Source organism: Flavobacteriales bacterium, assembly GCA_016713875.1.
Classification (GTDB): domain Bacteria; phylum Bacteroidota; class Bacteroidia; order Flavobacteriales_F; family PHOS-HE28; genus PHOS-HE28.
This window is the reverse complement of the sequence record JADJOI010000002.1, coordinates 245308-271107: the sequence shown is the minus strand read 5'-3', so window position 1 is coordinate 271107 and position 25800 is coordinate 245308. Positions and strand designations below refer to the sequence as shown.

Annotated in this window: 8 protein-coding genes; 4 read left to right on the top strand and 4 right to left on the bottom strand. The window is 65.6% G+C overall.

Going from position 1 to position 25800, the window contains the following annotated elements; translation table 11 throughout:
* Positions 1-23: 23 nt before the first annotated feature.
* Entirely contained in the window at positions 24-341 is a 318-nt protein-coding gene (locus tag IPJ87_01235) for a hypothetical protein (protein MBK7940500.1), read from the bottom strand.
* Between the two features lie 251 nt (positions 342-592).
* Here IPJ87_01235 and IPJ87_01230 point away from each other — a divergent pair, with 251 nt between their 5' ends.
* The 3 genes from IPJ87_01230 to IPJ87_01220 all read left to right on the top strand — a co-directional run bounded on the left by IPJ87_01230 (position 593) and on the right by IPJ87_01220 (position 5951).
* Positions 593-841 (top strand): hypothetical protein, encoded by a 249-nt coding sequence (locus tag IPJ87_01230; GenBank protein MBK7940499.1) that lies wholly within the window; start codon positions 593-595, stop codon positions 839-841.
* 51 nt (positions 842-892) lie between these two features.
* Positions 893-2113, top strand: a complete 1221-nt coding sequence (locus IPJ87_01225; protein ID MBK7940498.1) for a hypothetical protein — start codon at positions 893-895, stop codon at positions 2111-2113.
* 61 nt (positions 2114-2174) lie between these two features.
* A complete protein-coding gene (locus IPJ87_01220) occupies positions 2175-5951 on the top strand; it encodes a gliding motility-associated C-terminal domain-containing protein (GenBank protein MBK7940497.1) in 3777 nt (1258 codons plus the stop codon).
* A gap of 46 nt (positions 5952-5997) precedes the next feature.
* Here the strand turns inward: IPJ87_01220 and IPJ87_01215 are convergent, their stop codons facing one another.
* The 3 genes from IPJ87_01215 to IPJ87_01205 all read right to left on the bottom strand — a co-directional run bounded on the left by IPJ87_01215 (position 5998) and on the right by IPJ87_01205 (position 18845).
* Positions 5998-6699: a thrombospondin type 3 repeat-containing protein gene (locus IPJ87_01215; GenBank protein MBK7940496.1), complete on the bottom strand. Its 702-nt coding sequence runs from the start codon at positions 6697-6699 to the stop codon at positions 5998-6000.
* A gap of 2782 nt (positions 6700-9481) precedes the next feature.
* A complete protein-coding gene (locus IPJ87_01210; protein ID MBK7940495.1) occupies positions 9482-12820 on the bottom strand; it encodes a thrombospondin type 3 repeat-containing protein in 3339 nt (1112 codons plus the stop codon).
* Between the two features lie 403 nt (positions 12821-13223).
* Positions 13224-18845: a thrombospondin type 3 repeat-containing protein gene (locus tag IPJ87_01205; protein ID MBK7940494.1), complete on the bottom strand. Its 5622-nt coding sequence runs from the start codon at positions 18843-18845 to the stop codon at positions 13224-13226.
* 445 nt (positions 18846-19290) lie between these two features.
* Here IPJ87_01205 and IPJ87_01200 point away from each other — a divergent pair, with 445 nt between their 5' ends.
* On the top strand, positions 19291-25797 hold the full coding sequence (locus IPJ87_01200; GenBank protein ID MBK7940493.1) for an amino acid adenylation domain-containing protein: 6507 nt from the start codon (positions 19291-19293) through the stop codon (positions 25795-25797).
* The last annotated feature ends 3 nt before the right edge of the window (positions 25798-25800 follow it).

The window sequence follows — 25800 nt, the reverse complement described above, 5'->3', positions numbered from 1 at the left end:
TGATCGAACACGAACGCCGGCGCTCAGCCCAGCGTCGGTGGTCCACGATCCACGGTGCACCAGGCCGGCATGGCCAGGGCAGTGCCCGCTGGCCTCTGGTCCCCGAGCACAAGGATGCCCATCACGGGACGCAGGACCAGCGGTGCGATGACCACCGCCTCGGCCAGGGCGAGCACGCAGCCTACACAACCGGCGTCCGATGCAGGGACCTGCTCCGTTTCATGCTCAAGATCCGCGTGATGGCTGCACGCATGCAGCACACCGAGCCCGGATGGGAGGATGGCCGAACCCACGCTCAGAAGCATGATCCAGGCGATGCACCGAAGCAGGCGGGCGGCCATGAGGTCGGCAAAGGTAGCGGGTGGACACGGCCGCATCCCGGCGCACCGTTCGGCCCGGACCGGACACCGCTGGTCACATAGGACAGCATCCATCACCAGCTTGGCTACCTTTCGGTGTGCGAAGGGTGATCCATGGCTTAGGGCTGATGGTATGCCTCGGCGGGACCGGGTCGCCGTCCACCGCACAATCCACTGCGGTACACAACGACGAAAAGGCACTGATAGAGGCGCTTTGCGGATGTGTGGGGGCCGTGGACCTTGCGGCCTCGAGCACCACGGTGGAACGACAGGTGCGCGCCTGCTTGGAGGAGGCCGTGCTGCGTCATCCGGCAGGTGCGCGAAGCATGCTGGAGCGTCCTGGGGCTGAAGCCAGTGCCGGGTTCAAGCTGGGGCAGCTGCTCGGTGAAGCGCTGGACCGCACCTGCGAAGCCTTCAGTGCCGTGCGCGACCGGCTGCGCCGGACCCACGACGCCCAGCTGTTGAAAAAGGGCAGCACCTGAGCGGTGAACACCCCGGGGACCGGTCGCAACTTGCGGGCCCAACCCGACACCATGCACCTGTTCCGGATCGCTCCGCTCGCTCTTCTTTCCCTGCTCACCTGCACGGCGACCGCCCAATGGTCGGCACTGGCCAGTGGTCAGCAACAGACCCGCAGCATGACCTCGGAGGGTGGAGCTCTGTACGCCGTCACCTTCCCCACCGGGGTGAAGAAGAGCACCAACGGGGGTTCGACCTGGACCCCGGTGAACACCGGGCTGCCACAGAACGGGGGCAACTATTTCGTGGAGTCGGTGGGACGCAAAGGCACATCGCTCTTCGCCGGCACCCAGTCGGGCATCTATCGGTCGGACAACGGAGGAACTTCCTGGTCGAGCGTCAACGGAACCCTGACGGCAAGCAATCAGGTGTTCGCGAACAAGCTCTTTTCCTTCGGCACTGACCTCTTCGCCGTATTCACCGGTACCGTGAACCAGGGTGGAGGCATCTGGAAGACGGACAACCTGGGGGGCACTTGGAACGTGGGGCACTCGGGCATGGGCTCCAACACCATCGTGTACCACCTCACGCAAGTGGGTGCCCTGCTGTACGCGGCCACGAACACCGGCATCTACACCAGCTCGAACAACGGCCTCAACTGGACCGCGATGCCCGGCGTGAACTACACCGTGTTCGGGGTGGCCGCCGCCGGGAGCGATCTGGTGATGGTCTCCACCTTCGGGGTGAAGTACAGCACCAACAACGGCAGCACCTGGAACGACGCCACGGGCACGCCCACCAGCCTGGCCGATGGGGAGATCATCGGCTATGATGCCAAGGTGTTCGTGATCGTGCCGAACCAGACCGGCATCTACCGCTCGATCGACAACGGGGCGAGCTTCGCGGCTTACAACGGAGGCGTTTCCGTCATCGACCTGGTGAGCCTGGAGGAGTTCTTCGCGGACGGCAGCCTGTTGTACGTGGGGTCCTTCACGGACATCTACTCCACGGTCGGCAGCACCGTGGCTGTGGAAGAGTCCGCAGCCGCTCCATCCGCGTACCTCTACCCCACCGTGTTCGAGAACGGATTCACCGCGGTGATGCCTGAGGGGCAGGCCCAGGTGTCGCTTGTGCTGTTCGATGCGCAGGGGCGCGAGGCCCTTCGGGTGGACGGCCTCGGTGCCGGTGAGCATCGGATCGAACGAGGCGACCTGAAGGCCGGCACCTATCGTTGCGTGGTGGAGGGTGTGGACGGCCGGCGCAGGGGCCGGGTGGGCACCGTGATCGCCCGCTGAGCGCGGCTTTTCGCCGGGCAGGCTTCAAGCCGCTATCTTACCGCAGCAACACCCTGCGGAAGTGGCCTCCCGTGCCCTCCTTCTTGTCGCCATCCTCTTCCCGGCATCGCTGTTGGCGCAGCCATGCCTGGTCACCTACACCTATACCGCCGCTCCGCCTCCGGTGAACGGCACCTACACGGGCGGCCAGTCCGTGACCTTCTGCTTCACCATCACCTTCTGGAACACGACCAATGCCAATTGGTTCCATGGTCTGGTGCCGGTGATGGGCCCGGGATGGGACACCGGCACGCTGACGCCCGGCCCTCCGCCTCCGACCTGTGGCCCGAGCACGGGGACCTGGGGCTGGTATCCTACCTGCACAGGCACGGCGGCCACGGCCATCGGCACTGTGGGCCCCGGCTTTTTCTTCGACCTCGACAACGACGGCGACCCGGGCAACAACTTCGGTGACTACTGCAACGGCGCCACCAACTGGCAGTTCTGCTGGACCGTCAGCGTGAGCAACGGCGTGGATTGCGTGGACGGGGCCGACCTCGGCATGACGGTCAACACCTACGGCGATAGCGAAACGGGCAGTTGGGGCAGTTCCGGTTGCACGGGCGATGTCGTGGTGGCCAGTGCCCCGGCCACGGCTGCATGCTGCATGGCGGAGGCGGGTGTGGACGCGGCCATCACCACCTGTGATCAGGGTCCGCCGATCGATCTGTTCGCCCTGCTGGGCGCCACGGCTCAACCCGGAGGCAGCTGGACCGGTCCGCTCGGCGACCCGGCGCCGGGCCTTCTTGACCCCGCCACGGCATCGTCGGGTGCCTATACCTATGAAGTGGTCGATGCCAACGCCGGCTGTTCGGACCAGGCCGTGGTGACCGTGAGCATCAACACGCAGCCCCAGGCAGGCACATCCACCTCGGCGACGCTCTGCAGCGATGCACCGGCCGTGGACCTCTTCGCGCTCCTCGGGCCTTCGGCCGACCCGGGCGGCAGCTGGAGCGGACCCGGTCCGCTGATCGGCAGCCTCTTCGATCCCTTGAGCGGAACGGCCGGCATCTACACCTACTCCTTGACCGGAACGCCACCCTGCGTCGACGCACAGAGCACGGTGACCGTCGTGGTGAACGTTGCTCCGGACGCCGGATCGAATGGTGCAGTGTCCGTCTGCAACACCAGCCCGGCGATCGACCTCTTCCTTCAGCTCGGCGGTGCTCCGGATGCCGGTGGAACATGGACCGACCCGAATGGAATGGCCCATGGCGCCCTCTTCGATCCCGCAATGGACCCGGCCGGAACGTACAGCTACACCGTGGCCGGAACGGCACCGTGCGCGGATGACCTTGCGACGATCTCCATCACAGTGGATCCGCAGCCCGATGCCGGGACCGGTGGGACCTTCACGGTCTGCTCCAGTGACGCCGCGATCGCGCTGTCCACCCTCTTGGGCGGAAGCCCACAACCCGGGGGCGGATGGACGGATCCGAACGGTCAGGCCTTCGGTGGGACCTTCACCCCGGGGGTGAGCCTGGACGGCGGCTACACGTACACGGTCGGCACAGGTCCCCCATGCGGGATCGCCAGCGCCACTGTGACCATGACCACCGAGCTGGCGCCGGATGCCGGAACCAACGGTACTGTGACCGTCTGTGCCGCCGGCGGCCTCACCGACCTCTTCACGCTCCTGGGTGGAACGGCGCAACCGGGAGGAAGCTGGACGGACCCCAACGGGTCCGCGTTCAGTGGGACCTACGATCCGAACTTGAACGGCCCGGGCACCTACACCTATACGGTGACGGGCGCCACGGCCTGCCCGGATGCGAGCGCGACCGTGCAGGTGACCGAGGTGAACCAGCCCGATGCAGGTACCGATGCGGTGGTCAGCCTGTGCGACGATCTGCCTACGGCGGACCTCTTTCTGCTGCTCGGCGGAACGCCCGATCCAGGAGGCACATGGACGGACCCGAACGGCCTGCCCGTTGGTGGAACGATCACCCCGGGCACCGCCACCGCGGGCACATACACGTATGCGCTGACGGCACCACCGCCCTGTCTTTCGGCCTCGGCCGAAGTGGACCTGACCTTGGTGCCCGCTCCGCCCACGGGACAATCGGCCGCCCTCACCGCGTGCACGAGCGCAGCGCCAGTGGACCTGTTCGCCCTGCTCGTCGGGCTTCCGGCCACGGGCGCCTGGACCGACCCCAATGGCGGGTCCACGAGCGGACTGGTGGACCCGTCCACGGCGGTCGCTGGCGCCTACAGCTACACGTTGACGGCCGTCCCGCCCTGCGCGGACGGTGTGCACACGGTGACCCTGAGCCTGCTCGCACCGCCTGATGCAGGTGTGTCCGGAACGCTCACCATCTGCGCGAACGGCGTACCGAACACCCTGCTGAGCGCGCTCGGTGGAAGTCCCGACCCCGGAGGTGTATGGACGGACCCGAACGGCAACACGCAGGGTCCGGACTACGATCCGCTCACCGACATCCCTGGCATATACCAATACATCGTCGCCGGAGTGGGGCCCTGCCCAGCTGATTCAGCCACAGCGCTCGTGGATGAGGTCCTTCCCGCCGAGGCCGGGGTCAGTGCATCCCTTAGCGTGTGTGAAGGAGACGCGCCGTTCGACCCCACGACCATGCTGGGCGGCAGTCCTGCTCCCGGCGGAACGTGGACCGCACCGGGTGGAGGGCTGGTGACCCCACCGATCGACCCCGGTAGTGCGGTTACAGGACCATACACGTACACGGTCCCAGGTACTGCCCCCTGCCCGAACGCGTCGGCCATCCTGACGCTGGCCGTGGATGCATTGCCTGAGGCCGGAGCCGATGGAACGCTGACGCTATGCTCGTTCGGATGGCCTGTGGACATGAGCACGCTGCTCGGTCCCTTGGCGCAACCCGGTGGTGTCTGGATGGCACCGGACGGCTCATCGACCTCGTCGGTGATCGATCCCGCGATGGCCACAGAGGGGATGTACCAGTACGTCGTGGATGGTCCGGGCGCATGTGCTGGCCTCTCGGACACGGCGTCGATCCATGTGGCCATCGCCGCACGGCCCGACCTCGTCGTCACCGTGGTACCCGCATCGGGATGCGCCCCTCTGGCCGTTACCCTGATCCCGCAGTACGGGGCGGCGGTGGTGGAGCTCACGTGGCAGCTCGGGGATGGGTCGGTGGCGGTGCAGAACGGCCCCTTGGACCACACGTATGTGCAGCCGGGCACGTACAACCCGAGCATTCAGTACATGGATACGGCCGGCTGCGTGTGGGAGACCACGAACATCGCACCGGTCGCAGCCCTTCCACCGCCGAACGTGGGCGTTCAGGTGCGGCGTGCGGTGATCCCGTTGGATGATGCCGTCGTCGAGGCCTGGCCGGTCGGTGACGCATGTCGGGATCATCTCTGGAAGGTGAACGGTGCTCCGGTGGACACGACGGTGGAACTGCGGTACCGCTTTGACCCGCCGACCGCGGGTCATCAACTCGTGTGCGTGGAGGCCACGGACAGCCTGGGGTGTGCCGCCGAAGCCTGCGCCGTGGTGCTCGTGGACGATGTGCTCATCGTTCATGTGCCCAACGCGTTCACACCGAACGGTGACGGGATCAACGACACCTTCGAGCCAGTGCTCGTGGGAGCGGATGCCGAAGACTTCGGCTTCTGGATCTTCGACCGCTGGGGCGAGATGGTGTTCGAAGCGAACGAACCCGGCCTTCCGTGGAATGGTGCGATGAAGGGCACCGGAGACCTTCTGCCGGACGGCGTGTACGCCTGGCGGATGATCGTGCGGGACGCGTTCAGTGCCGAGCGCCGGGAGTACTTCGGTCACGTTTCCCTGATCAAATGAAAAAGGCCCGGCTTGCCGGCCGGGCCTTCCTTCCAAGCAGGGCACGTCACTGCCGGACGAGCCTGCCCTGCGCCAGCGGTCTTCCGTCCGCATCCAGCGCCATGATCTGATACACACCCACCGGCACCGCATCCAAGGCGATCCTGCGTTGCGTCGCTTCGATGTTCAGCACCACCGCCCCGGTCAGTGCGACCAACTGTACACGCCGCACGCCGTCAGGCATCGCGGTGATGTGGACCTCCTCCCGGGCGGGGTTCGGTGCGAAGGTGAACTGGGCGGTCCCGGACATTTCAGCGATCGCATTCGCCTGGTCGCAGACGTCCCCGATGCCGTTCCCGTCCGTGTCCGCCTGATCGGGATTCGCGATCCAGGAGCAGTTGTCACAGGCATCTCCGATGCCGTCCTGGTCGAAATCCGACTGATCCGGATCGAAGGCGTAGGGGCAGCCGTCCATGCAGTCCAGCAGGCCATCCTGGTCGCTGTCCGGGTCGGCCACGATGCCCGTGGTTCCGCTGGCGCACACGCCACAGGCGTCCACGTAGGCCGTACCCCCCGGAACACCCGCGCAATCATACTCCTGCCCGTTGCATGCACAGTTCGCATCCCAGGTGTCGTTACCCGTGTTGACATCCCCATCATCACATGGGGTCCCTGGGAAGGCATTCCCGTTCGGGACCCCTGCGCAATCGACCAGTACGAGGAACCCGAAGCAGTTGCAGTCCGCATCCCACCCATCGTTGTTCGTCATGCTGTTGCCGTCATCACACGGTGTGCCCGGCAGCGCTGTGCCGTTCGGGACGCCCAGGCAGTCCAGCGTCACCAGGGTACCGGCGCACACGCAGTTCGCACCCCAGAGGTCGTTGATCGTGTTCGCGTTGTTGTCGTTGCACGCGCTGCCCGGCAAAGCGCTGCCACCCGGTACGCCCAGGCAGTCCAGCAACTGGCCGGCGCAGGTGCAGTTCGCGTCCCACAGGTCGTTGCCGGTGTTCGCGTTGCCGTCGTCACAGCCCGTGCCCGGCAGCGCCGTGCCGTTCGGGACGCCCAGGCAGTCCAGCGTCACCAGGGTACCGGCACACACGCAGTTCGCACCCCAGAGGTCGTTGATCGTGTTCGCGTTGTTGTCGTTGCAGGACGTGCCCGGCAGCGCGCTGCCACCCGGCGAGCCCAGGCAGTCCAGCAACTGACCGGCGCAGGTGCAGTTCGCGTCCCACAGGTCGTTGCCGGTGTTCGCGTTGCCGTCGTCACAGCCCGTGCCCGGCAGCGCCGTGCCGTTCGGGACGCCCAGGCAGTCCAGCGTCACCGGAGTGCCGGCGCAGATGCAGTTCGCACCCCAGAGGTCGTTGATCGTGTTCGTGTTGTTGTCGTTGCACGCGGTGCCCGGCAGCGCGCTACCACCCGGCACGCCCAGGCAGTCCAGCAACTGACCGGAGCAGGTGCAGTTCGCGTCCCACAGGTCGTTGCCGGTGTTCGCGTTGCCGTCGTCACAGCCCGTGCCCGGCAGCGCCGTGCCGTTCGGTACGCCCAGGCAGTCCAGCGTCACCGGAGTGCCCGCGCAGATGCAGTTCGCACCCCAGAGGTCGTTGATCGTGTTCGCGTTGTTGTCGTTGCACGCGCTGCCCGGCAAAGCGCTGCCACCCGGTACGCCCAGGCAGTCCAGCAACTGGCCGGCGCAGGTGCAGTTCGCGTCCCACAGGTCGTTGCCGGTGTTCGCGTTGCCGTCGTCACAGCCCGTGCCCGGCAGCGCCGTGCCGTTCGGGACGCCCAGGCAGTCCAGCGTCACCAGGGTCCCGGCGCAGACGCAGTTCGCACCCCAGAGGTCGTTGATCGTGTTCGCGTTGTTGTCGTTGCAGGACGTGCCCGGCAGCGCCGTGCCGTTCGGTACGCCCAGGCAGTCCAGGGTCACCGGAGTGCCCGCGCAGATGCAGTTCGCACCCCAGAGGTCGTTGATCGTGTTCGCGTTGCCGTCGTCACAGCCCGTGCCCGGCAGCGCCGTGCCGTTCGGGACGCCCAGGCAGTCCAGCGTCACCAGGGTACCGGCGCAGATGCAGTTCGCACCCCAGAGGTCGTTGATCGTGTTCGTGTTGTTGTCGTTGCAGGACGTGCCCGGCAGCGCGCTGCCACCCGGCACGCCCAGGCAGTCCAGCAACTGACCGGCGCAGATGCAGTTCGCGTCCCACAGGTCGTTGCCGGTGTTCGCGTTGCCGTCGTCACAGGCCGTGCCCGGCAGCGCCGTGCCGTTCGGCACGCCCAGGCAGTCCAGCGTCACCGGAGTGCCCGCGCACACGCAGTTCGCACCCCAGAGGTCGTTGATCGTGTTCGCGTTGTTGTCGTTGCAGGACGTGCCCGGCAGCGCGCTGCCACCCGGCACGCCCAGGCAGTCCAGCAACTGACCGGCGCAGATGCAGTTCGCGTCCCACAGGTCATTGCCCGTGTTCGCGTTGCCGTCGTTGCACGCAGTGCCCGGCAGCGCCGTGCCGTTCGGCACGCCCAGGCAGTCCAGCGTCACCGGAGTGCCCGCGCACACGCAGTTCGCACCCCAGAGGTCGTTGATCGTGTTCGCGTTGTTGTCGTTGCAGGACGTGCCCGGCAGCGCCGTGCCGTTCGGGACGCCCAGGCAGTCCAGCGTCACCGGAGTGCCCGCGCACACGCAGTTCGCACCCCAGAGGTCGTTGATCGTGTTCGCGTTGTTGTCGTTGCACGCTGTGCCCGGCAGAGCGCTGCCACCCGGCACGCCCAGGCAGTCCAGCAACTGACCGGCGCAAGTGCAGTTCGCGTCCCACAGATCGTTGCCGGTGTTCGCGTTGCCGTCATCGCAGGCCGTGCCCGGCAGCGCCGTGCCGTTCGGTACGCCCAGGCAGTCCAGCGTCACCGGAGTGCCCGCGCACACGCAGTTCGCACCCCATAGGTCGTTGATCGTGTTCGGGTTGTTGTCGTTGCACGCGGTGCCCGGCAAAGCGCTACCACCCGGCACGCCCAGGCAATCGATCAGCTGGCCGGAGCAGGTGCAGTTCGCGTCCCACAGGTCGTTGCCCGTGTTCGCGTTGCCGTCGTCACAGCCCGTGCCCGGCAGCGCTGTGCCGTTCGGCACGCCCAGGCAGTCCAGCGTCACCGGAGTGCCGGCGCAGATGCAGTTCGCACCCCAGAGGTCGTTGATCGTGTTCGTGTTGTTGTCGTTGCACGCGGTGCCCGGCAAAGCGCTACCACCCGGCACGCCCAGGCAATCGATCAGCTGGCCGGAGCAGGTGCAGTTCGCACCCCAGAGGTCGTTGATCGTGTTCGCGTTGTTGTCGTTGCACGCTGTGCCCGGCAGAGCGCTGCCACCCGGCACGCCCAGGCAGTCCAGCAACTGACCGGCGCAGGTGCAGTTCGCGTCCCACAGATCGTTGCCGGTGTTCGCGTTGCCGTCATCGCAGGCCGTGCCCGGCAGCGCCGTGCCGTTCGGTACGCCCAGGCAGTCCAGCGTCACCGGAGTGCCCGCGCACACGCAGTTCGCACCCCAGAGATCGTTGATCGTGTTCGCGTTGCCGTCGTCACAGGCCGTGCCCGGCAGCGCCGTGCCGTTCGGCACGCCCAGGCAGTCCAGCGTCACCGGAGTGCCCGCGCACACGCAGTTCGCACCCCAGAGGTCGTTGATCGTGTTCGCGTTGTTGTCGTTGCAGGACGTGCCCGGCAGCGCTGCCACCCGGCACGCCCAGGCAGTCCAGCAACTGACCGGCGCAGATGCAGTTCGCGTCCCACAGGTCGTTGCCCGTGTTCGCGTTGCCGTCGTTGCACGCAGTGCCCGGCAGCGCCGTGCCGTTCGGGACCCCCAGGCAGTCCAGCGTCACCAGGGTACCGGTACACACGCAGTTCGCGCTCACCACGTCGTTGATCGTGTTCGGGTTGTTGTCGTTGCACGCGCTGCCCACCTGACCCGGCGTGTTCGGGCAGTTGTCCGTCGCGTTGCAGATCCCGTCCCCATCGCTGTCCGGGCTCGCCGTGCCTACGCACTGGCAGCTCGCGTTCAGCACATCGTTCGTCGTGCACGGGTCGTTGTCGTTGCACGCGCTGCCCACCTGACCCGGGGTGTTCGGGCAGTTGTCCGTCGCGTTGCAGATCCCGTCCCCATCGCTGTCCGGGCTCGCCGTGCCCACGCACTGGCAGCTTGCGTTCAGCACATCGTTCGTCGTGCACGGGTCGTTGTCGTTGCACGCGCTGCCCACCTGACCCGGCGTGTTCGGGCAGTTGTCCGTCGCGTTGCAGATCCCATCCCCATCGCTGTCCGGGCTCGCCGTGCCCACGCACTGGCAGCTTGCGTTCAGCACATCGTTCGTCGTGCACGGGTTGTTGTCGTTGCACGCGCTGCCCACCTGACCCGGCGTGTTCGGGCAGTTGTCCGTCGCGTTGCAGATCCCGTCCCCATCGCTGTCCGGGCTCGCCGTGCCCACGCACTGGCAGCTTGCGTTCAGCACATCGTTCGTCGTGCACGGGTTGTTGTCGTTGCACGCGCTGCCCACCTGACCCGGCGTGTTCGGGCAGTTGTCCGTCGCGTTGCAGATCCCGTCCCCATCGCTGTCCGGGCTCGCCGTGCCCACGCACTGGCAGCTTGCGTTCAGCACATCGTTCGTCGTGCACGGGTTGTTGTCGTTGCACGCGCTGCCCACCTGACCCGGCGTGTTCGGGCAGTTGTCCGTCGCGTTGCAGATCCCGTCCCCATCGCTGTCCGGGCTCGCCGTGCCCACGCACTGGCAGCTCGCGTTCAGCACATCGTTCGTCGTGCACGGGTTGTTGTCGTTGCATGCGCTGCCCACCTGACCCGGGGTGTTCGGGCAGTTGTCCGTCGCGTTGCAGATCCCGTCCCCATCGCTGTCCGGGCTCGCCGTGCCCACGCACTGGCAGCTCGCGTTCAGCACATCGTTCGTCGTGCACGGGTTGTTGTCGTTGCATGCGCTGCCCACCTGACCCGGGGTGTTCGGGCAGTTGTCCGTCGCGTTGCAGATCCCGTCCCCATCGCTGTCCGGGCTCGCCGTGCCCACGCACTGGCAGCTCGCGTTCCATGTGTCGTTGGTGGTGCAGGGGTTGTTATCGTTGCAGGCCGAACCCGGGACCGAAGCGCCACCCGGTACGCCCTGGCAGTCGGGTTGCGGTGTTCCGGAGGCGGTGGCGATGGAACCGAGGCTGAGGTTGTAGTAGCTCCCGCTGGCCGAGGTCTGCTGTTTCACGGCGCGCACCATGTACTGTCGGCCGGCAATGAAGGGCACCGTCGGGCTGGTGTACGCGGTTCCCGTCACCAATCCAGGGACCACGCGCGACACGGCCCCGGTGCCGGGGTCGAACGCGTAGATGTAGTAGCCGAGGACCGTTTCCGATGAGGCCGTCCAGGCGAAGTTCGCGTTGCCTCCCGCATTGCTCACTTGAAGGTTGGTCGGTGGCGCCACCATCGTCATGCGGAGCGAGGGGTCGCCCATGAGCGCGAGGTGCGACTTGCCGATGCTTCCTTGCCAGCCGCCGTGCATCGGCGCGTACAAGCTGGTGGTGTTGTTCATGGTGGCCAGGCCGCTGTACCCGATGTTGTCGCCCAGACCCATGTGGTGGAAGGCGTAGTGCGGGATGGCCGACCAGCAATTGCTGAGGGCCTTGCCACTGGCGAGGAAAGCGCGCAGGAAGTTGTTCTTGTTGTCCCAATCCCCGAAGTAGCTGCCGAAGGAGAGATTGAAGACCCCGTCGAACTGACTGGCGGCCAGGTTCTGGGTGGTGGCGACGTTGTTCGCTCCATTGTAAGTGAGCACGCCGTTCACCGTTTGCTGCAGCCCCCCACCACAGCTGTAGGTCCACAGGTAGCTCTGGTTGTTGACCAGCGTGTAGAACGGTGAACCGTTCTGGTTCGGGAAGGTCACGTTGGCCGTGCCCACCAACGGCGCGATGGTGCGGATGCCACCGGCGGCCAGGGGGTAACCCGTGTATTGGAAGTTGTCGAACACGATACCCCGCACCTGCGGGGTGAAGCCCTTGACCTTGAAGTCATGCGCCTTGTTCAGATAGGCGCGCAAGAGCTCGGTCTCCGTCTGACTGAAGGCGGGCAGGTCGTACAGGTCGACCCGGCCGACCTGCAGTTCCGCGGCATTCGGAAGGTCGCTCTGGTCGAACTTCCCGTCCCCGGGGATATTGCGGTTCTCCACGCGCTGGCTCGTGACAATGTTGACCGAGTTGTCGGTCCAGGTGCCGTTGACATCCGCGTAGTAGGTATCGGAGGGCCAGGCGCCCTGGTGCTCGTTGTGCCCATCAGGCGCGATGTTGCCGCTGTACGGCACCGGCACATGGCCGAAGAGGTACACCGCCTTCACATTGGTAGGGTCGGCGTTGTAGGCGTTCTGGATGATGCCGCGGATGCTCGTCGGGGTCGCGGTGCGGCTGACATCCGTCCGAAGCACCGTCCATCCATCGGCCTTCAGGTCCTGTTCGAGGATGGCGAGCTCGGCGCTGAGGCTCGTGCTGAACGTGTTGTCCACCAGCAACACCAGCTTGCCCATGTACTCGGTGGCCGGAACCTCGATGCCCGCAGCGATATAGCCCTGCCCGGTGCCGGCGTTGGCCGTGCGCACCACACGGTACTCGTAGTACGTTCCGACAGTGACCGCGTTGTCCTGATAACTGGTGGACGAGGCGGCCGGCGTGGCGATCGCACTTCCCCAGGAGGTGGCGCTCTTTGCCTTCCGGTAGATGGTGATGCCGGTGGTGTTGGTGAAGGCCGGCCAACTGAGGGTGATCCTCGGCGGGCTGCTCTGCACGGCGGCCTGCAGCTGAACGGCGCTCGTCTGGGAGGCCGTCTGGGCGTGACCGCTAAGGGCGATCGACAGGGCCGCGGCTGCGGCTACAATGGAACGGAGCATGGGCGGGGAGCAGGGTTGGAAGGATGCCCTGTATCCGGACCGCTCCGGTCGGCAAACCGGAACCCTCGCGGGTCGTGGCGTGGTCGTGAGCCTGGTGGTCCATCTACAGGTGGCCCTTGTATCGGTTCCTGCCTGCCCCGGGTTACGTTGATGTCCCTCCCGGCGGTCATCCTGAATCGACGAGCGTCGGACCACCGACGATGAGCCGGCAGACCTCCATGACCGCCGTCGGGCCAACTCATCACCCGCTACGGCGCCGATCGCATCCGCGCTGAGGCCGGGCAGCGCTCAGCCCAGCCGGACGCAACCGGCCAAGAGGTCTCACAACCCAATGATCTTCCGAGGAATAGGGGCGTCGAACGGCGCCAGGCCCGGCCGATCGGCCAGGACCGCAGCAGGTCGCTCAGTTGCGGACCACGCGAGCGCGGGCCATGGAGCGCCCCTGCCCGTCCTGAAGCTCCACCACATAGGTCCCCATGGCCAGTGCGGAGAGGTCCGTCACGGGCGCATACGGCAGCACCATCACGCTGGAGCCGAGCACGTCGTATACCACCAAGCGGTCGGGGCGCGGGCCCTCCCAGTCGAACCGGACCTGTCCGCTCGTGGGGTTGGGATGCACCAGGATGCCGATGACCCCATCGGGGTGCTCGGGAACGGAGATCACCTCGCAGGGATCCCCCACGCCGTCACCATCGCTGTCTTCCTGACCGGGGTTGAACACCCATGGGCAGTTGTCGCAGGCATCCCCCAGGCCATCGTTGTCCAGGTCGAACTGAGCGCTGTTCTGCAGGCCCGGGCAGTTATCGTCACAATCGAGCACGCCGTCGAGGTCGTCATCCGGATCGGGCGACACGCCCGTGGTCCCCCCCGCGCAGACCCCGCAGGCATCGATGAAGGCCACACCTCCCGGCACTCCGGCGCAGTCCACCGCGATGCCGATGCACTCGCAGGCCGAAGACCATGTGTCGCCGATCGTGCCTTCATCACCATCGTCACAGCCCACCCCGGGCAAGGCGGTCCCTCCGGCGACCCCGGTGCAATCGTATGCCTCGCCGACACAGATACAGGCGCTGGTCCATTGATCGTTGCCCGTGTTCGCGTTGCCGTCGTCGCAGAATACGCCCGGCCAGGCGGGGCCGCCCGGCACACCCGCACAATCGATCGGAAGGCCGGCGCACGTGCACCCCGTCCCCCATTGATCGTCCCCGGTGTCCGGGTCGCCATCATCACACGGGGAACCGGGAAGTGCCGCGCCCCCAGGAATGCCCAGGCAATCGATGAGCGCCCCGGCGCAGGTGCAGTCCGTCGCCCACGTATCATTTCCCGTACCTGGATCGCCATCGTCGCATGGCGTGCCCGGCAAGGCCGCGCCCCCGGGCACATGAGCGCAATCGAGCAGCTGCCCCAGGCAGGTGCAGTCGGTCGTCCATCGGTCATCGCCGGTCGCGGCGTCGTTGTCATCGCAGGCCGTGCCGGGCAGTGCACCACCACCAGGCGTACCTTGACAATCGTAGGGAAGTCCGGCACAGATGCAGTTCGGCCCGTACCGGTCATCGCCGGTGGTCGCGTCGCCATCATCGCACGGAGTGCCCGCCAAGGCACCTCCTCCGGGCACACCGGCGCAGTCCAGCGGAAGGCCGGCACAGATGCAGTCCACGTTCCACACATCGGCCCCCGTGGTGGCATCGCCGTCGTCGCAGCCGACGCCCGGGACCGCATTCCCACCGGGCTGCCCCGTGCAGTCGAACGGAAGGCCTGCACAGGTGCAGTTCGCGTCATACACGTCATCCCCAGTTCCGGTATCACCGTCATCGCACGGTGTGCCCGGGAGCACCGGGCCGCCCACCTGGCCCAGGCAGTCGATCACCTGGCCCACACAGTCACAACCCGTGGTCCACGTGTCGTCCCCGGAACCCGGGTCGCCATCATCACACGGACTCCCGATGGTCGCCGCACCGCCCGGCACACCAAGGCAATCCAAGGGTACACCGACGCACTGGCACGAGCCGTCGTACGCGTCGTTCCCGGTGTCCGGGTCTCCGTCATCGCACGGCGTGCCCTGCTGAGCGCTGCCGCCGGGTTGCCCGAGGCAATCCAACACAAGCCCGGCGCAGATGCAGTCCCCCCCCCAGGAATCCGCACCGGTGAGCGGATCGCCATCATCGCACGCGGCCCCAGGCAGTGCAAGGCCTCCCGCCACGCCCAGGCAATCGACCAGCACACCCGAGCACTGACAGCCGGCCGACCAGGTATCGTTCACGGACAACGGATCCCCGTCGTCGCACGGCGTACCTGGCAGGGCCGGGCCTCCGGGGGTGTTCGTGCAGTCAAGACCCGTAGGGCTGCCTGCGCACGTGCAGTCCGCACCCCACACATCGCCTGTGGTCAGCACCAGTCCATCGTCACATGGTGCTCCGGGGAGTGCGGGACCACCGGGCACACCGGTGCAATCGATGACCTGACCAGCGCAGGAGCAATCCGTGTCCCACACGTCGTTCATCGTGCCCGCCTCTCCATCATCGCAGGGCGCTCCGGGCAAGGCACCACCACCCGGCACACCGACGCAGTCGATCACCTGGCCTGAACAGACGCAGTTCGTGTCCCAGCTATCATCGCCCGTTCCGGGGTCACCGTCGTCGCACGGGGTGCCCGGCAGGTCAGGCCCGTTCAGGACCCCCTGGCAATCGGGCACGGGGGGGGGCGCTTCCACGTAAGCGATGCAGAGCCGAGGGGCCTTGGAAGGGTCCTGGTTCCAGCTGTATGCCGAGCGCCCCCCGGTGCCCTCGATCATGATCAGCATCGCGTTGTTGCTCTGCCATCCCGGTCGGGTGATCACCTCCTGGACCACGGCGGTGAGGTCAGGGCTCCGCTGCGCAAGGCCGTCCTCATCGGCCGTGAGCCAGGCCTGCGGCGACCAGGCCGCCGACGCTGCCGTCGGGGTGCGCGAGGTCAGCTCGAACTGGGTCCACCCGATGGGGGCGGCGTTGGCCACCGCTTCGGCGCGTACCGTCAGCTGGCAAGGGTCCACGTTATCGTTGGTGCGCGCGGTGAGCTGCAGGCTCGCGGCCACGACGGTGGCGCCCACCGGCACCTCGACCCCTTCGAACCGGATGCCGATGAGCTGGTTGCCGCGCCAATGGGTGGGCTCGCTGTCGTACACCAGGTCGAGCGAGCCGACGTCGTGGTAGATGTTGCCGTTCACGGCCTGCTCCGCATCCGGGTCGCTTGTACCGCCTGCCGTGTAGCAGACCAGCGCATCGAAGCAGTCGTTCGTGCCGCCGCACACGCCGCACAGGTCCACCACGGCACCTCCGCCAGGGACGCCATTGCAGTCGATCGGAAGGCCCGCACATCCGCAATCGGCCGTGATCGCATCTTCCCCCGTCGTGGGATCCCCGTCATCACAGGGGGTTCCAGGCACACCTGGCAATGCCGGGCAGGGATCGATGGCGTTACAGAGCCCGTCACCATCACTGTCCGGGATGGGGATGAAGATGCATGTACCACCCAGGCATTGCTGGTTCGTGCAGGGGTTCCCGTCGTCACAGACCACCGGAACGCCCACGCACTGGCAGCTGCTGTTCCACGTATCGCCGGTCGTGCAGGCATTGCCATCATTGCACGGCGTGCCGGGCACAGCACCGCCATTGGGCACGCCCAGGCAGTCCAGGTTGAGGGGCAGGCCCACGCACTGGCAGGCGGCGTTCAGCACATCGTTCACGGTCTGGGCATTCCCGTCGTTGCACGCACTGCCCACCTGCCCCGGTGTGTTCGGGCAGTTGTCCTGCGCGTTGCAGATGCCATCACCGTCGCTGTCCGGCAGCGGTGTGCCCGTGCATTGGCAGTTCGCGTTCAACACATCGTTGGTCGTGCATGGGTTGTTGTCGTTGCACGCGCTACCCACCTGACCCGGGGTGTTCGGACAGTTGTCCTGGGCATTGCACACGCCGTCGCCATCGCTGTCGGGGCTGGGCGTGCCTGCGCACTGGCAGCTCGCGTTCAGCACATCGTTCGTCGTGCAGGGGTTGTTGTCGTTGCATGCGCTGCCCACCTGCCCTGGGGTGTTCGGACAGTTGTCCGTCGCGTTGCAGATCCCGTCCCCGTCGCTGTCCGGCACCGCGCTGAACACGCAGACGCCATTGCTGCACTGGTCGTTGGTGCAGGGGTTGTTGTCGTTGCAGACGATGGGGGTGCCGACGCACTGGCAGTTGCTGGTCCACACATCCCCCGTGGTGCACGCATTGCCATCGCTGCAAGGAGTGCCCGGCAACGCGCTGCCTCCCGGAACGCCAAGGCAATCCGCAGGCAGCTGGCCCAGGCATTGACAGGCACTGGTCCAGGTGTCGTTGATCGTGTTCGCGTTGTTGTCGTTGCAGGACGTGCCTGGCAACGCACTTCCGCCCACCACGCCGAGGCAATCCGCCACCTGACCGGCGATGCTCAGGGTGCCCACGATGCCGAGGCTCAGGTTGTAGTAGCTCCCGCTGTGGCTCACCTCGAGCTTCAGGGCGCGCACCATGTACCGCACGGTCCCGGACAGCCCGGTGATGTTGTCCGTGAAGCTCGTGGCGGTGACCGGGGTGCTCGTCCGGCGCAACCAGCTCTGTGCGTTCGCATCATAGCGGTACACATGGTATCCGATCACCGCATCGGCCGAGGCCGTCCAGGTGATGCCTGCGGTGGTGCCGCTGGTCTGGGCGCAGTTCACCTGGCCGACCGGGGCCACTACATGCATCCGCAAGGTGGGGTCACCCATCAGGGCCATGTGCACCCGCGAGGTCTGCCCGTTCGTGGGCTCGTAGTGGTTGGTGCTGTTGTTCTGCGCCAGCAACAGGCTGTAGCCGATGGTCTCGCCCATCCCCATGTGATGGATGAACCAGTTGGGGAACCCGGCCCACGCGCTGGTGAGCGCATGCCCGGAAGCCAGAGGAGCGCGCAGGAAATTGTCCTGGGTATCGAAATCGCCGAAGTAGCTGCCGAAGAGGAAGGTGAAGATCGTCCTCACCTGCGTGGTGCCGAACTGCGCGGTGTTGCCCACCCCGTTGGAGCTATTGAACCAGCCCCCGCCACAGCCATAGCTGAACAGGCGGCTCTGCGTGGCCATCGTGCCGAAGTAGTCGGCGGCGGCCACGTTGTTCGGGTGCACGAGCGGACCGAAGCCGCGCCACCCGTTCTGCGAGAAGGCTTCCGAGTAGCCCGTGAAGTTGTCGTCCACCAACCCCTTCACTTCGGCCGTGAGCGCCTTCACCTTCCAGTTGTGCAGTTTGGTGAGGTAGTTCGACAACAGGGTGGTCTCGCTCAGCCCGATGTCGGGCAGGTCGCTCATGTCAACGCGGCCCACGGCCAGTTCCACCGCAGTGGGGATCGTGGTCTGATCGAAGCGGCCATCTCCGGGCACATTGTGGTTCAAGGTCCAGGCAGCGGTGGCGGTGTTGGTGGAGTTGTCGGTCCAGGAACCGTTCATCTCCCCGTAGTAGGCGTCGGCGCTCCAGGCCCCGTAGTGGTCACTATGCCCGTCGGGCGCCAGCGCGCCGCTGCGTGGAACGGGAACATGCCCCACCAGCAGCACAGCCTTCACGTTCGTGGGGTCGGCCGCGTAGGTCCCCTGGATCAGCGACTTCACCGCCGTGACGGCCGCCGTGCGGCTCACGTCGTGCCGTACCACCTTCCAGCCTTCGCCCTCCAGGTCGTTCTGCAACTGGGTCAATTGCGCGGACAGGCTGCCGGTGAAGGTGTTATCCACGACGAGGACCACCTTGCCTCGGAACTCGACCATTTCGAGCTGGATGCCCGCGTTCACGTAGCCGTAACCGCTGCCGAGGTTGGAGGTGGTGCGCACCACCTTGTACTCGTAGGACGTGTTGGCCTGCACCCCGTTGTCGACGTACTGGGTGGCCGTGCTCCCAAGGGACGCGATCGAGCTGCCCCAGCTGGTGCCGCCCTTCAGCTTCCGGAAGACGGTGAACCCGGTGGTGTTCGGGTGGGACTTCCAATTCAGCGTGATGCTGGCCGGGCTGGAGGTCACCGTCGCCCAAAGCTGAACCGAACGGTTCTCCCCATTCGTCTGGGCCGGGCTGGACTGAACAGTGGTCCAAAGGCCGATGATCACACACAATACCCTGACCATCAGTCGTTGAGCGCTCATATGGCGGTCCCCGGTCACCTTGTGGCCTGACCCTGTCCGATGCATCGCGCTCAACCGGCTCATGTGGATATCTCCGCCCTACGGGCGGGAAAAACGCCGCGAAGTTCGACGAAACTGGCACGCGCTAAGTCGTATCCACCAGCCAATTCGATGGATCGGGAGATTCGGCCGACGAAAGCCGATCTTTGCTCCACCGGTCGGACGACCCCGCCACGGAACCCACCTAACCGCCTGATCCTGTAGGTCTGTAGCCCGACCGAACTCGAACCCAGGGCTGCACGTATACCGCCTGCTTCGTACAGCACCCTCCCGAACCCGACCACCGATGCCCACTGACCGCTACCGCACGATCATCGACCGCATCCTCGACGCGTTTCACGCCCACCCCGAACGACCCGCGCTCGCCTCAGAAGACCAGACCCTCACTGCAGTCGAGGTCGGGGCGTTCGCAGCGCGGTTGGCCGACCGGATCGCCCGCCACGGTGCGGGTCCTGGTGCCACGGTCGGCCTCTGCCTCGACCGGTCCCCGGAGCTCATCATCTCCGTCCTCGGCGTCGTGAAGGCCGGTGCCGCCTACGTGCCCATCGACCCCGCCTACCCCGCCGAACGCATCGCCGGCATGGTCGAGGATGCCAAGCCGCCGGTGGTGATCACCAGCAAGGCGCATCAGCATCTGTTCAAAGGCACGCAGGCCAAGGTGCTGCTCATCGATGACATCGACCTGAAGAACGGTCCGCTCTTCGAAGGTCCCTGTCCGGCCAAGGCCGAGGACCTGCTCTACGTGCTCTTCACCAGCGGCAGCACCGGCCGGCCCAAGGGCGTGGCCATGCACCACGCACCGCTCACCAACCTGATCCAGTGGCAGCTGCGCACCAGCGTGTGCAAAGAGGGGGATCGCACGTTGCAGTTCGCTCCCATCAGCTTCGATGTGAGCTTCCAGGAGATCTTCACCACGTTCGCACAGGGAGGCATGCTCGTCTTGATCACCGATGAGGACCGCCTGAACAGCACGCAACTCCTGCGCAAGATCATCGCGCAGGGGATCAACCGCATCATCGTGCCCTTCGTGGCGCTGCAATACTTGGCTGAAGCGGTTGAACGCACCGGCGAAGTGCCTTCCTCATTGAAGGAGGTCTTCACCAGCGGCGAGCAACTGAAGATCACGCCCGCCATCGCGAACCTTTTCAAACAGTTGCCCGGCTGCCGTTTCTGCAACCAGTACGGCCCCACCGAAGGCCACGTGGTGAGCGAGCTGGAGTTGAAGGGCGACCCGTCCACCTGGCCTGCGCTGCCCAACATCGGCAGCGCCATCGACCACGTGAAGCTCTACGTGCTCGATGAGCAGATGAAGCCCGTGAAGAAGGGAGAAGAAGGCGAGCTCTACCTCGGCGGCGCGTGCGTGGCAACCGGCTACATCGGTCGTGGTGACCTGACGGCAGAGCGTTTCCTCGCCGATCCGTTCATCAACGGGGGCCGCATGTACAAGACCGGCGACCGCGCGGCTGAACTACCGAACGGCGAGATCGACTACAAAGGCCGCATCGACGGTCAGGTGAAGGTGCGTGGTTACCGCATCGAATTGGGCGAAGTGGAAGTAGCCATGGAGAAACACCCTGCGGTGGAGCAGGCCGTGGCCACCGTGCGCGAGGACCGTCCTGGCCTGAAGCACTTGATCGGTTACTACGTCGCAAAACGCGAGCTCAGCACGAACGAACTGCGCAAGCACCTCGCTTCCCTCCTCCCCGACTACATGCAGCCTTCCGCCTTCGTGGCCGTGAAGGAGCTGCCGCGTACACCCAGCGGCAAGATCGATCGCAAGGCACTGCCCGCGCCGGACGTGAAGCGCCCGGACCTCGATGTGGCCTTCGTTGCACCGACGACCAGCGTGCAGAAGACCCTCGCCAACGTCTGGGCCGATCTGCTCGGCATCGACCGCGTGGGCATCGACGACAACTTCTTCGACCTCGGCGGCAACTCCCTCTTGAGCATCCAGTGCGTCGCGCAGCTCGAAGGCCACGGCCTGAAGCTGCCCATCGTGAAGCTCTATCAGCATCCGACGATCAAGGCATGCGCGGCATTCCTTGAAGGGGACGCAAGCGCAGTATCACCCGCCGAGATGGCGCAAGCCCGCTTAGGGGCGAGACATGTCTCGCCCGAAAAGCGGGATGTCGCCATCATCGGCATGTCAGGCCGATTCCCCGGCGCGGCTAACGTTGAAGAGCTTTGGAAGAACCTGCTCGCCAAGAAGAACAGCATCAGCACCTGGACCGCCGACGAGATCGACCCAAGCGTTCCCGATGAACTACGCAACGACGAATACTATGTGAAGGCGCGCGGCGTGATCGCCGATGCCGACAAGTTCGACGCAGGCTTCTTCGGTGTGAACCCCAAGGTGGCCGCGCTGATGGATCCGCAGCAACGCGTGTTCCTCGAGACCGCCTGGGCCGCATTGGAGGATGCCGCTTACGACCCCGCGCAGTTCGCTGGCCTCATCGGCGTGTACGCGGGCATGGGCAACAACACCTACTTCACGCGCAACGTCATCGGCCATCCCGAGCTCATCGAGCAGGTCGGCGACTTCGCGGTGATGACCGCGAACGAAAAGGACTACATCGCCACGCGCCTCGCGTTCGAGTTCGACCTGCGCGGCCCGGCGTTGAGCATCCACACCGCGTGCAGCACCTCGCTCGTTGCGATCGCCCAGGCGTTCAAGGCGCTGCGCGATGGCGAGTGCGATATGGCGCTGGCCGGAGGCATCGCGATCACCGCTCCGATCAACAGCGGCATCGTGTACAACGAAGGCGGCATGTACAGCCCCGATGGCAGCACACGCACCTTCGACGCACAAGGCAAGGGCACATCGTTCAGCGATGGTGTCGGGATCATCGTCCTCAAGCGCCTCGACGATGCGATCCGCGATAACGACCACATCTACGCGACCATCAAGGGCGCCGCGCTGAACAACGACGGCAGCGATAAAGCCAGCTTCACGGCACCCAGCGTGCGCGGACAGGCCGAAGTGATCGCCATGGCGCAGGCTGATGCCGGTGTTACGCCCGACCAGATCACCTATGTGGAGGCGCATGGCACGGCAACGCCGTTGGGGGATCCCATTGAGGTGGAGGCGTTGACGCTGGCGTTTCGCAGCGGCAACGCCGTAGAGGCGACGAATTCGTCGCCCGATGATGCGCGCCCCGCGCAGCATTGCGCAATTGGATCCATCAAGTCCAACATCGGCCACCTGACGGCCGCCGCCGGTGCCGCAGGCGTGATCAAGACCGCGCTGGCGCTGAAGGAGGAGAACATCCCGGCCAGTATCGGCTTCGAGAAACCGAATCCCGCGATCGACTTCGCGAACTCGCCGTTCCGTGTGGCGCAGGACAACATCGCCTGGCCGCGCACAGCGACACTTCGTATCGCCGGCGTTTCATCGTTCGGCGTGGGCGGAACGAACGCGCACGTGATCCTCGCCGAGCCGCCGGTCGCCAAGGCTTCCAGCGCATCGCGTAGCAAGCAACTGTTTCTGCTCAGCGCGAAGAGCAAGGCTAGTCTCGATGCCATGACGGACAATCTCCGCACATGGCTCGAAACGCATCCGAAAGCTTCCTTGGCGGATGCGGCCTACACGTTGCAAGTCGGTCGTCGCCACTTCAAGCATCGCCGCCTCATCGTGGGCGGAAGTCATGGTGAAGTGATCGAGGCCATCGCGAACAAGGACGCGCAGCTCATCGGCACGCGCGAACTTCACGAAGCCGCGCCCGGCGTGGTCTTCATGTTCCCCGGCCAGGGCTCGCAGTACGTGAACATGGGCCGCGACCTCTGCGAGAGCGAACCCGTCTTCAAACAGCACTTCGACCGTTGCTGCGAGCTCTTCTCGAAGGAATTCGGCACCTCGCTGCGCGACATCATTTTCCCGAACACCGGTGAAAAAGAACAGGCCGCCGAGCAACTGAAGCAGACCATCTACACACAGGCTTCGCTCTTCACCATGCATTACAGCCTCGCGAAGCTGTGGATGCACTGGGGCATTGTGCCCGACGCGATGATGGGCCACAGCATCGGCGAGTTCGCTGCGGCTTGTCTTGCTGGTGTGTTCTCGCTGGAGGACGCCGTGAAGCTCGTGGCCAACCGCGGCCGCATGATGCAGGGCCTGCCTGGTGGCAGCATGCTCAGCGTGCGCGCAGCGGAAGAAGACATCACCAAGCGCCTTCCTGCTGGTTGCAGCATTGCCGCGAACAATGGTCCGCAGTTGTGCGTGGCCAGCGGTCCGCATGAAGCGATCGCCAAGCTGCAAGCCGAGTTGGAGAAGGACGGCATCACCTGCAAACTGCTCGTGACCAGCCACGCCTTCCACAGCCCCATGATGGATTCCATCGTGGCGCCGTACAAGCAGGTGGTGGAGAGCGTGAAGCTCAGCGCGCCGCGTATCCCCATCGTGAGCACGGTCACTGCCGAATGGCTGAAGGACGACGAGGCGACCTCACCGAAGTACTGGAGCGATCACCTGCGCGCCACGGTGCGATTCGCACAAGCTGTGAAGTTCGCGTGGCAGGATGCCGATCGCGTGATGCTCGAAGTAGGCCCGCGCACAACGGCCACCACCCTGGCGCGCCAGCAAAGCACCGACAACAAGAAACAAGCGGCCGTGCCCTCGCTGGGCGATTCCGCGGGCAACGGCAATGAGCTTACGCAACTGATGAAGGCCGTGGGTGGCCTGTGGCAGAGCGGTGTGCTCATCGACTGGAACAATTTCTACGAGCGTGAAGAGCGCCGCAGGATCAGCATGCCGACGTATGCCTTCGAGCGCGTTCGTCACTGGGTTGATCCGGTGGCGATGGTGGCCGATGGTGGTCGCGCCATTGCGAGCACCGCCATCGAGGCGCCTGTTCCGAACAGCGGCGATGCGAACCTCTCGCCGAAGGAATCGCTGATCGCGCAGATCAAGCACCTGCTGGAGGAAAGCTCAGGCCTTGAACTGGCCGAAGCGAGCAACGAGGAGACCTTCCTGGAGATGGGTCTCGACTCGCTCTTCCTGACTCAGGTGGCAACCTCGCTCAGCAAGAAGTTCGGCGTGAAGATCTCGTTCCGTCAGTTGAACGAGGAGCTGCCGAACCTGGACAAGCTGGCGGACCACATCCTGCCGCATTGGTCGAATGCAGGGGCAGGCGCAGGCGCAGGTGCAACAAGCAGCTCCACGGCCTCAACAGCTTCTCCTGCAGTGAATGCCCTGGAAGACGCTCCGGAACTGAAAAAGGTCTTCGGTGCACAGGCGCGCATCAGCAAGGAGAAGGTGGACGACATGACGCCGCAGCAGCGCGCGTGGTTCGACGCTTTCAGCAAACGCTACATCGCGAGGACCGCGAAGAGCAAGGCCTTCACGCAGGAGAACCGCAAGCCGATGGCCGACCCGCGCGTGGTCACCGGTTTCAAGCCGCAGACCAAGGAGCTCATCTACCAAGTGGTGGTGGACAAGAGCAGCGGCTGCCACCTGTGGGACATTGATGGCAATGAGTACGTGGACATCCTGAGCGGCTTCGGCAGCTCGATGTTCGGCTACATGCCCGACTTCATCAAGGAAGCCTGCCACAAGCAACTGGATACGGGCATCGAGATCGGCCCTATGCATCCGCTCGCGGCGGAAGTCTCGAAGCTGCTGTGCGAACTCACCGGCGCTGAACGTGCAGCAGTGTGCAACACCGGATCCGAAGCAGTGCTTGGCGCGATGCGCATGGCCCGCACGGTGACCGGCCGCAGCCTGATCATCTCCTTCAGCGGCAGCTACCACGGCATCAACGATGAAGTGATCATCCGCGGCAGCAAGAGCAAGAAGAGCTATCCCGGCGCGCCCGGCATCATGCCCGAGGCGGTGCAGAACATGCTGGTGCTCGACTACGGCACGCCGGAGAGCCTGGAGATCATCAAGCAGCGTTGTCATGAAGCGGCAGCCGTCCTGGTGGAACCGGTGCAGAGCCGCCGCATGGAGTTCCGTCCGGTGGACTTCCTCCGCGAGGTGCGCCGCATCACGCAGGAGAACGGCGCCGCGCTCATCTTCGACGAGGTGATCACCGGATTCCGCACGCACCCGAACGGCACGCAGGCGCTCTTCGGCATCCAGGCCGACATCGGCACCTATGGCAAGGTGATCGGTGGTGGCATGCCCGTGGGCGCCATGATCGGCAAGAGCGAATGGATGGACGCGCTCGACGGCGGCCACTGGCAGTATGGCGACGACAGCGTGCCACCCGCGGGTGTGACCTACTTCGCCGGCACCTTCGTACGACACCCGCTGACGCTTGCCGCCATGAAGGCCGCGCTGGTGCATATGAAGGACGAAGGGCCAGCCCTGCAGGAGCGCCTCAACACCATGACCGAGGACATGGTCGCTCGCGTGAACGGTCTCTTCGATCAATACCAGCTCCCCTACCGCTGGGTGAACTTCGGTAGTGCCTTCAAGACGAAGTACGACGAGAGCGTCAATTACACCGAGCTCTTCTTCATGCTGATGCGCTACCACGGCGTGCACGTGCTCGACTTCCCGCACTTCATCACCACGGCGCACACCGCGGCGGACATCGAGTTCATCATCAGCGCGGTGGAGAAGACCTGCAAGGAGCTGCGCGAAAGCGGCTTCATGCCGGAGCGCACCTATCCCATCCCCACGGTGAACAGCGTGCTGGGCGGACTGATCCGCCCCGCGCATGAGCGGTTGCTGGTGGCCGGGAAGCCCCCGGTGCCCGGAGCCCGCCTGGGTCGCACTCCGAAGGGTGATGCGGCTTGGTTCGTGGCGGACCCCGAGCGCCAGGGCAAGTACCTGATGATCGAAGAAGACTGACCG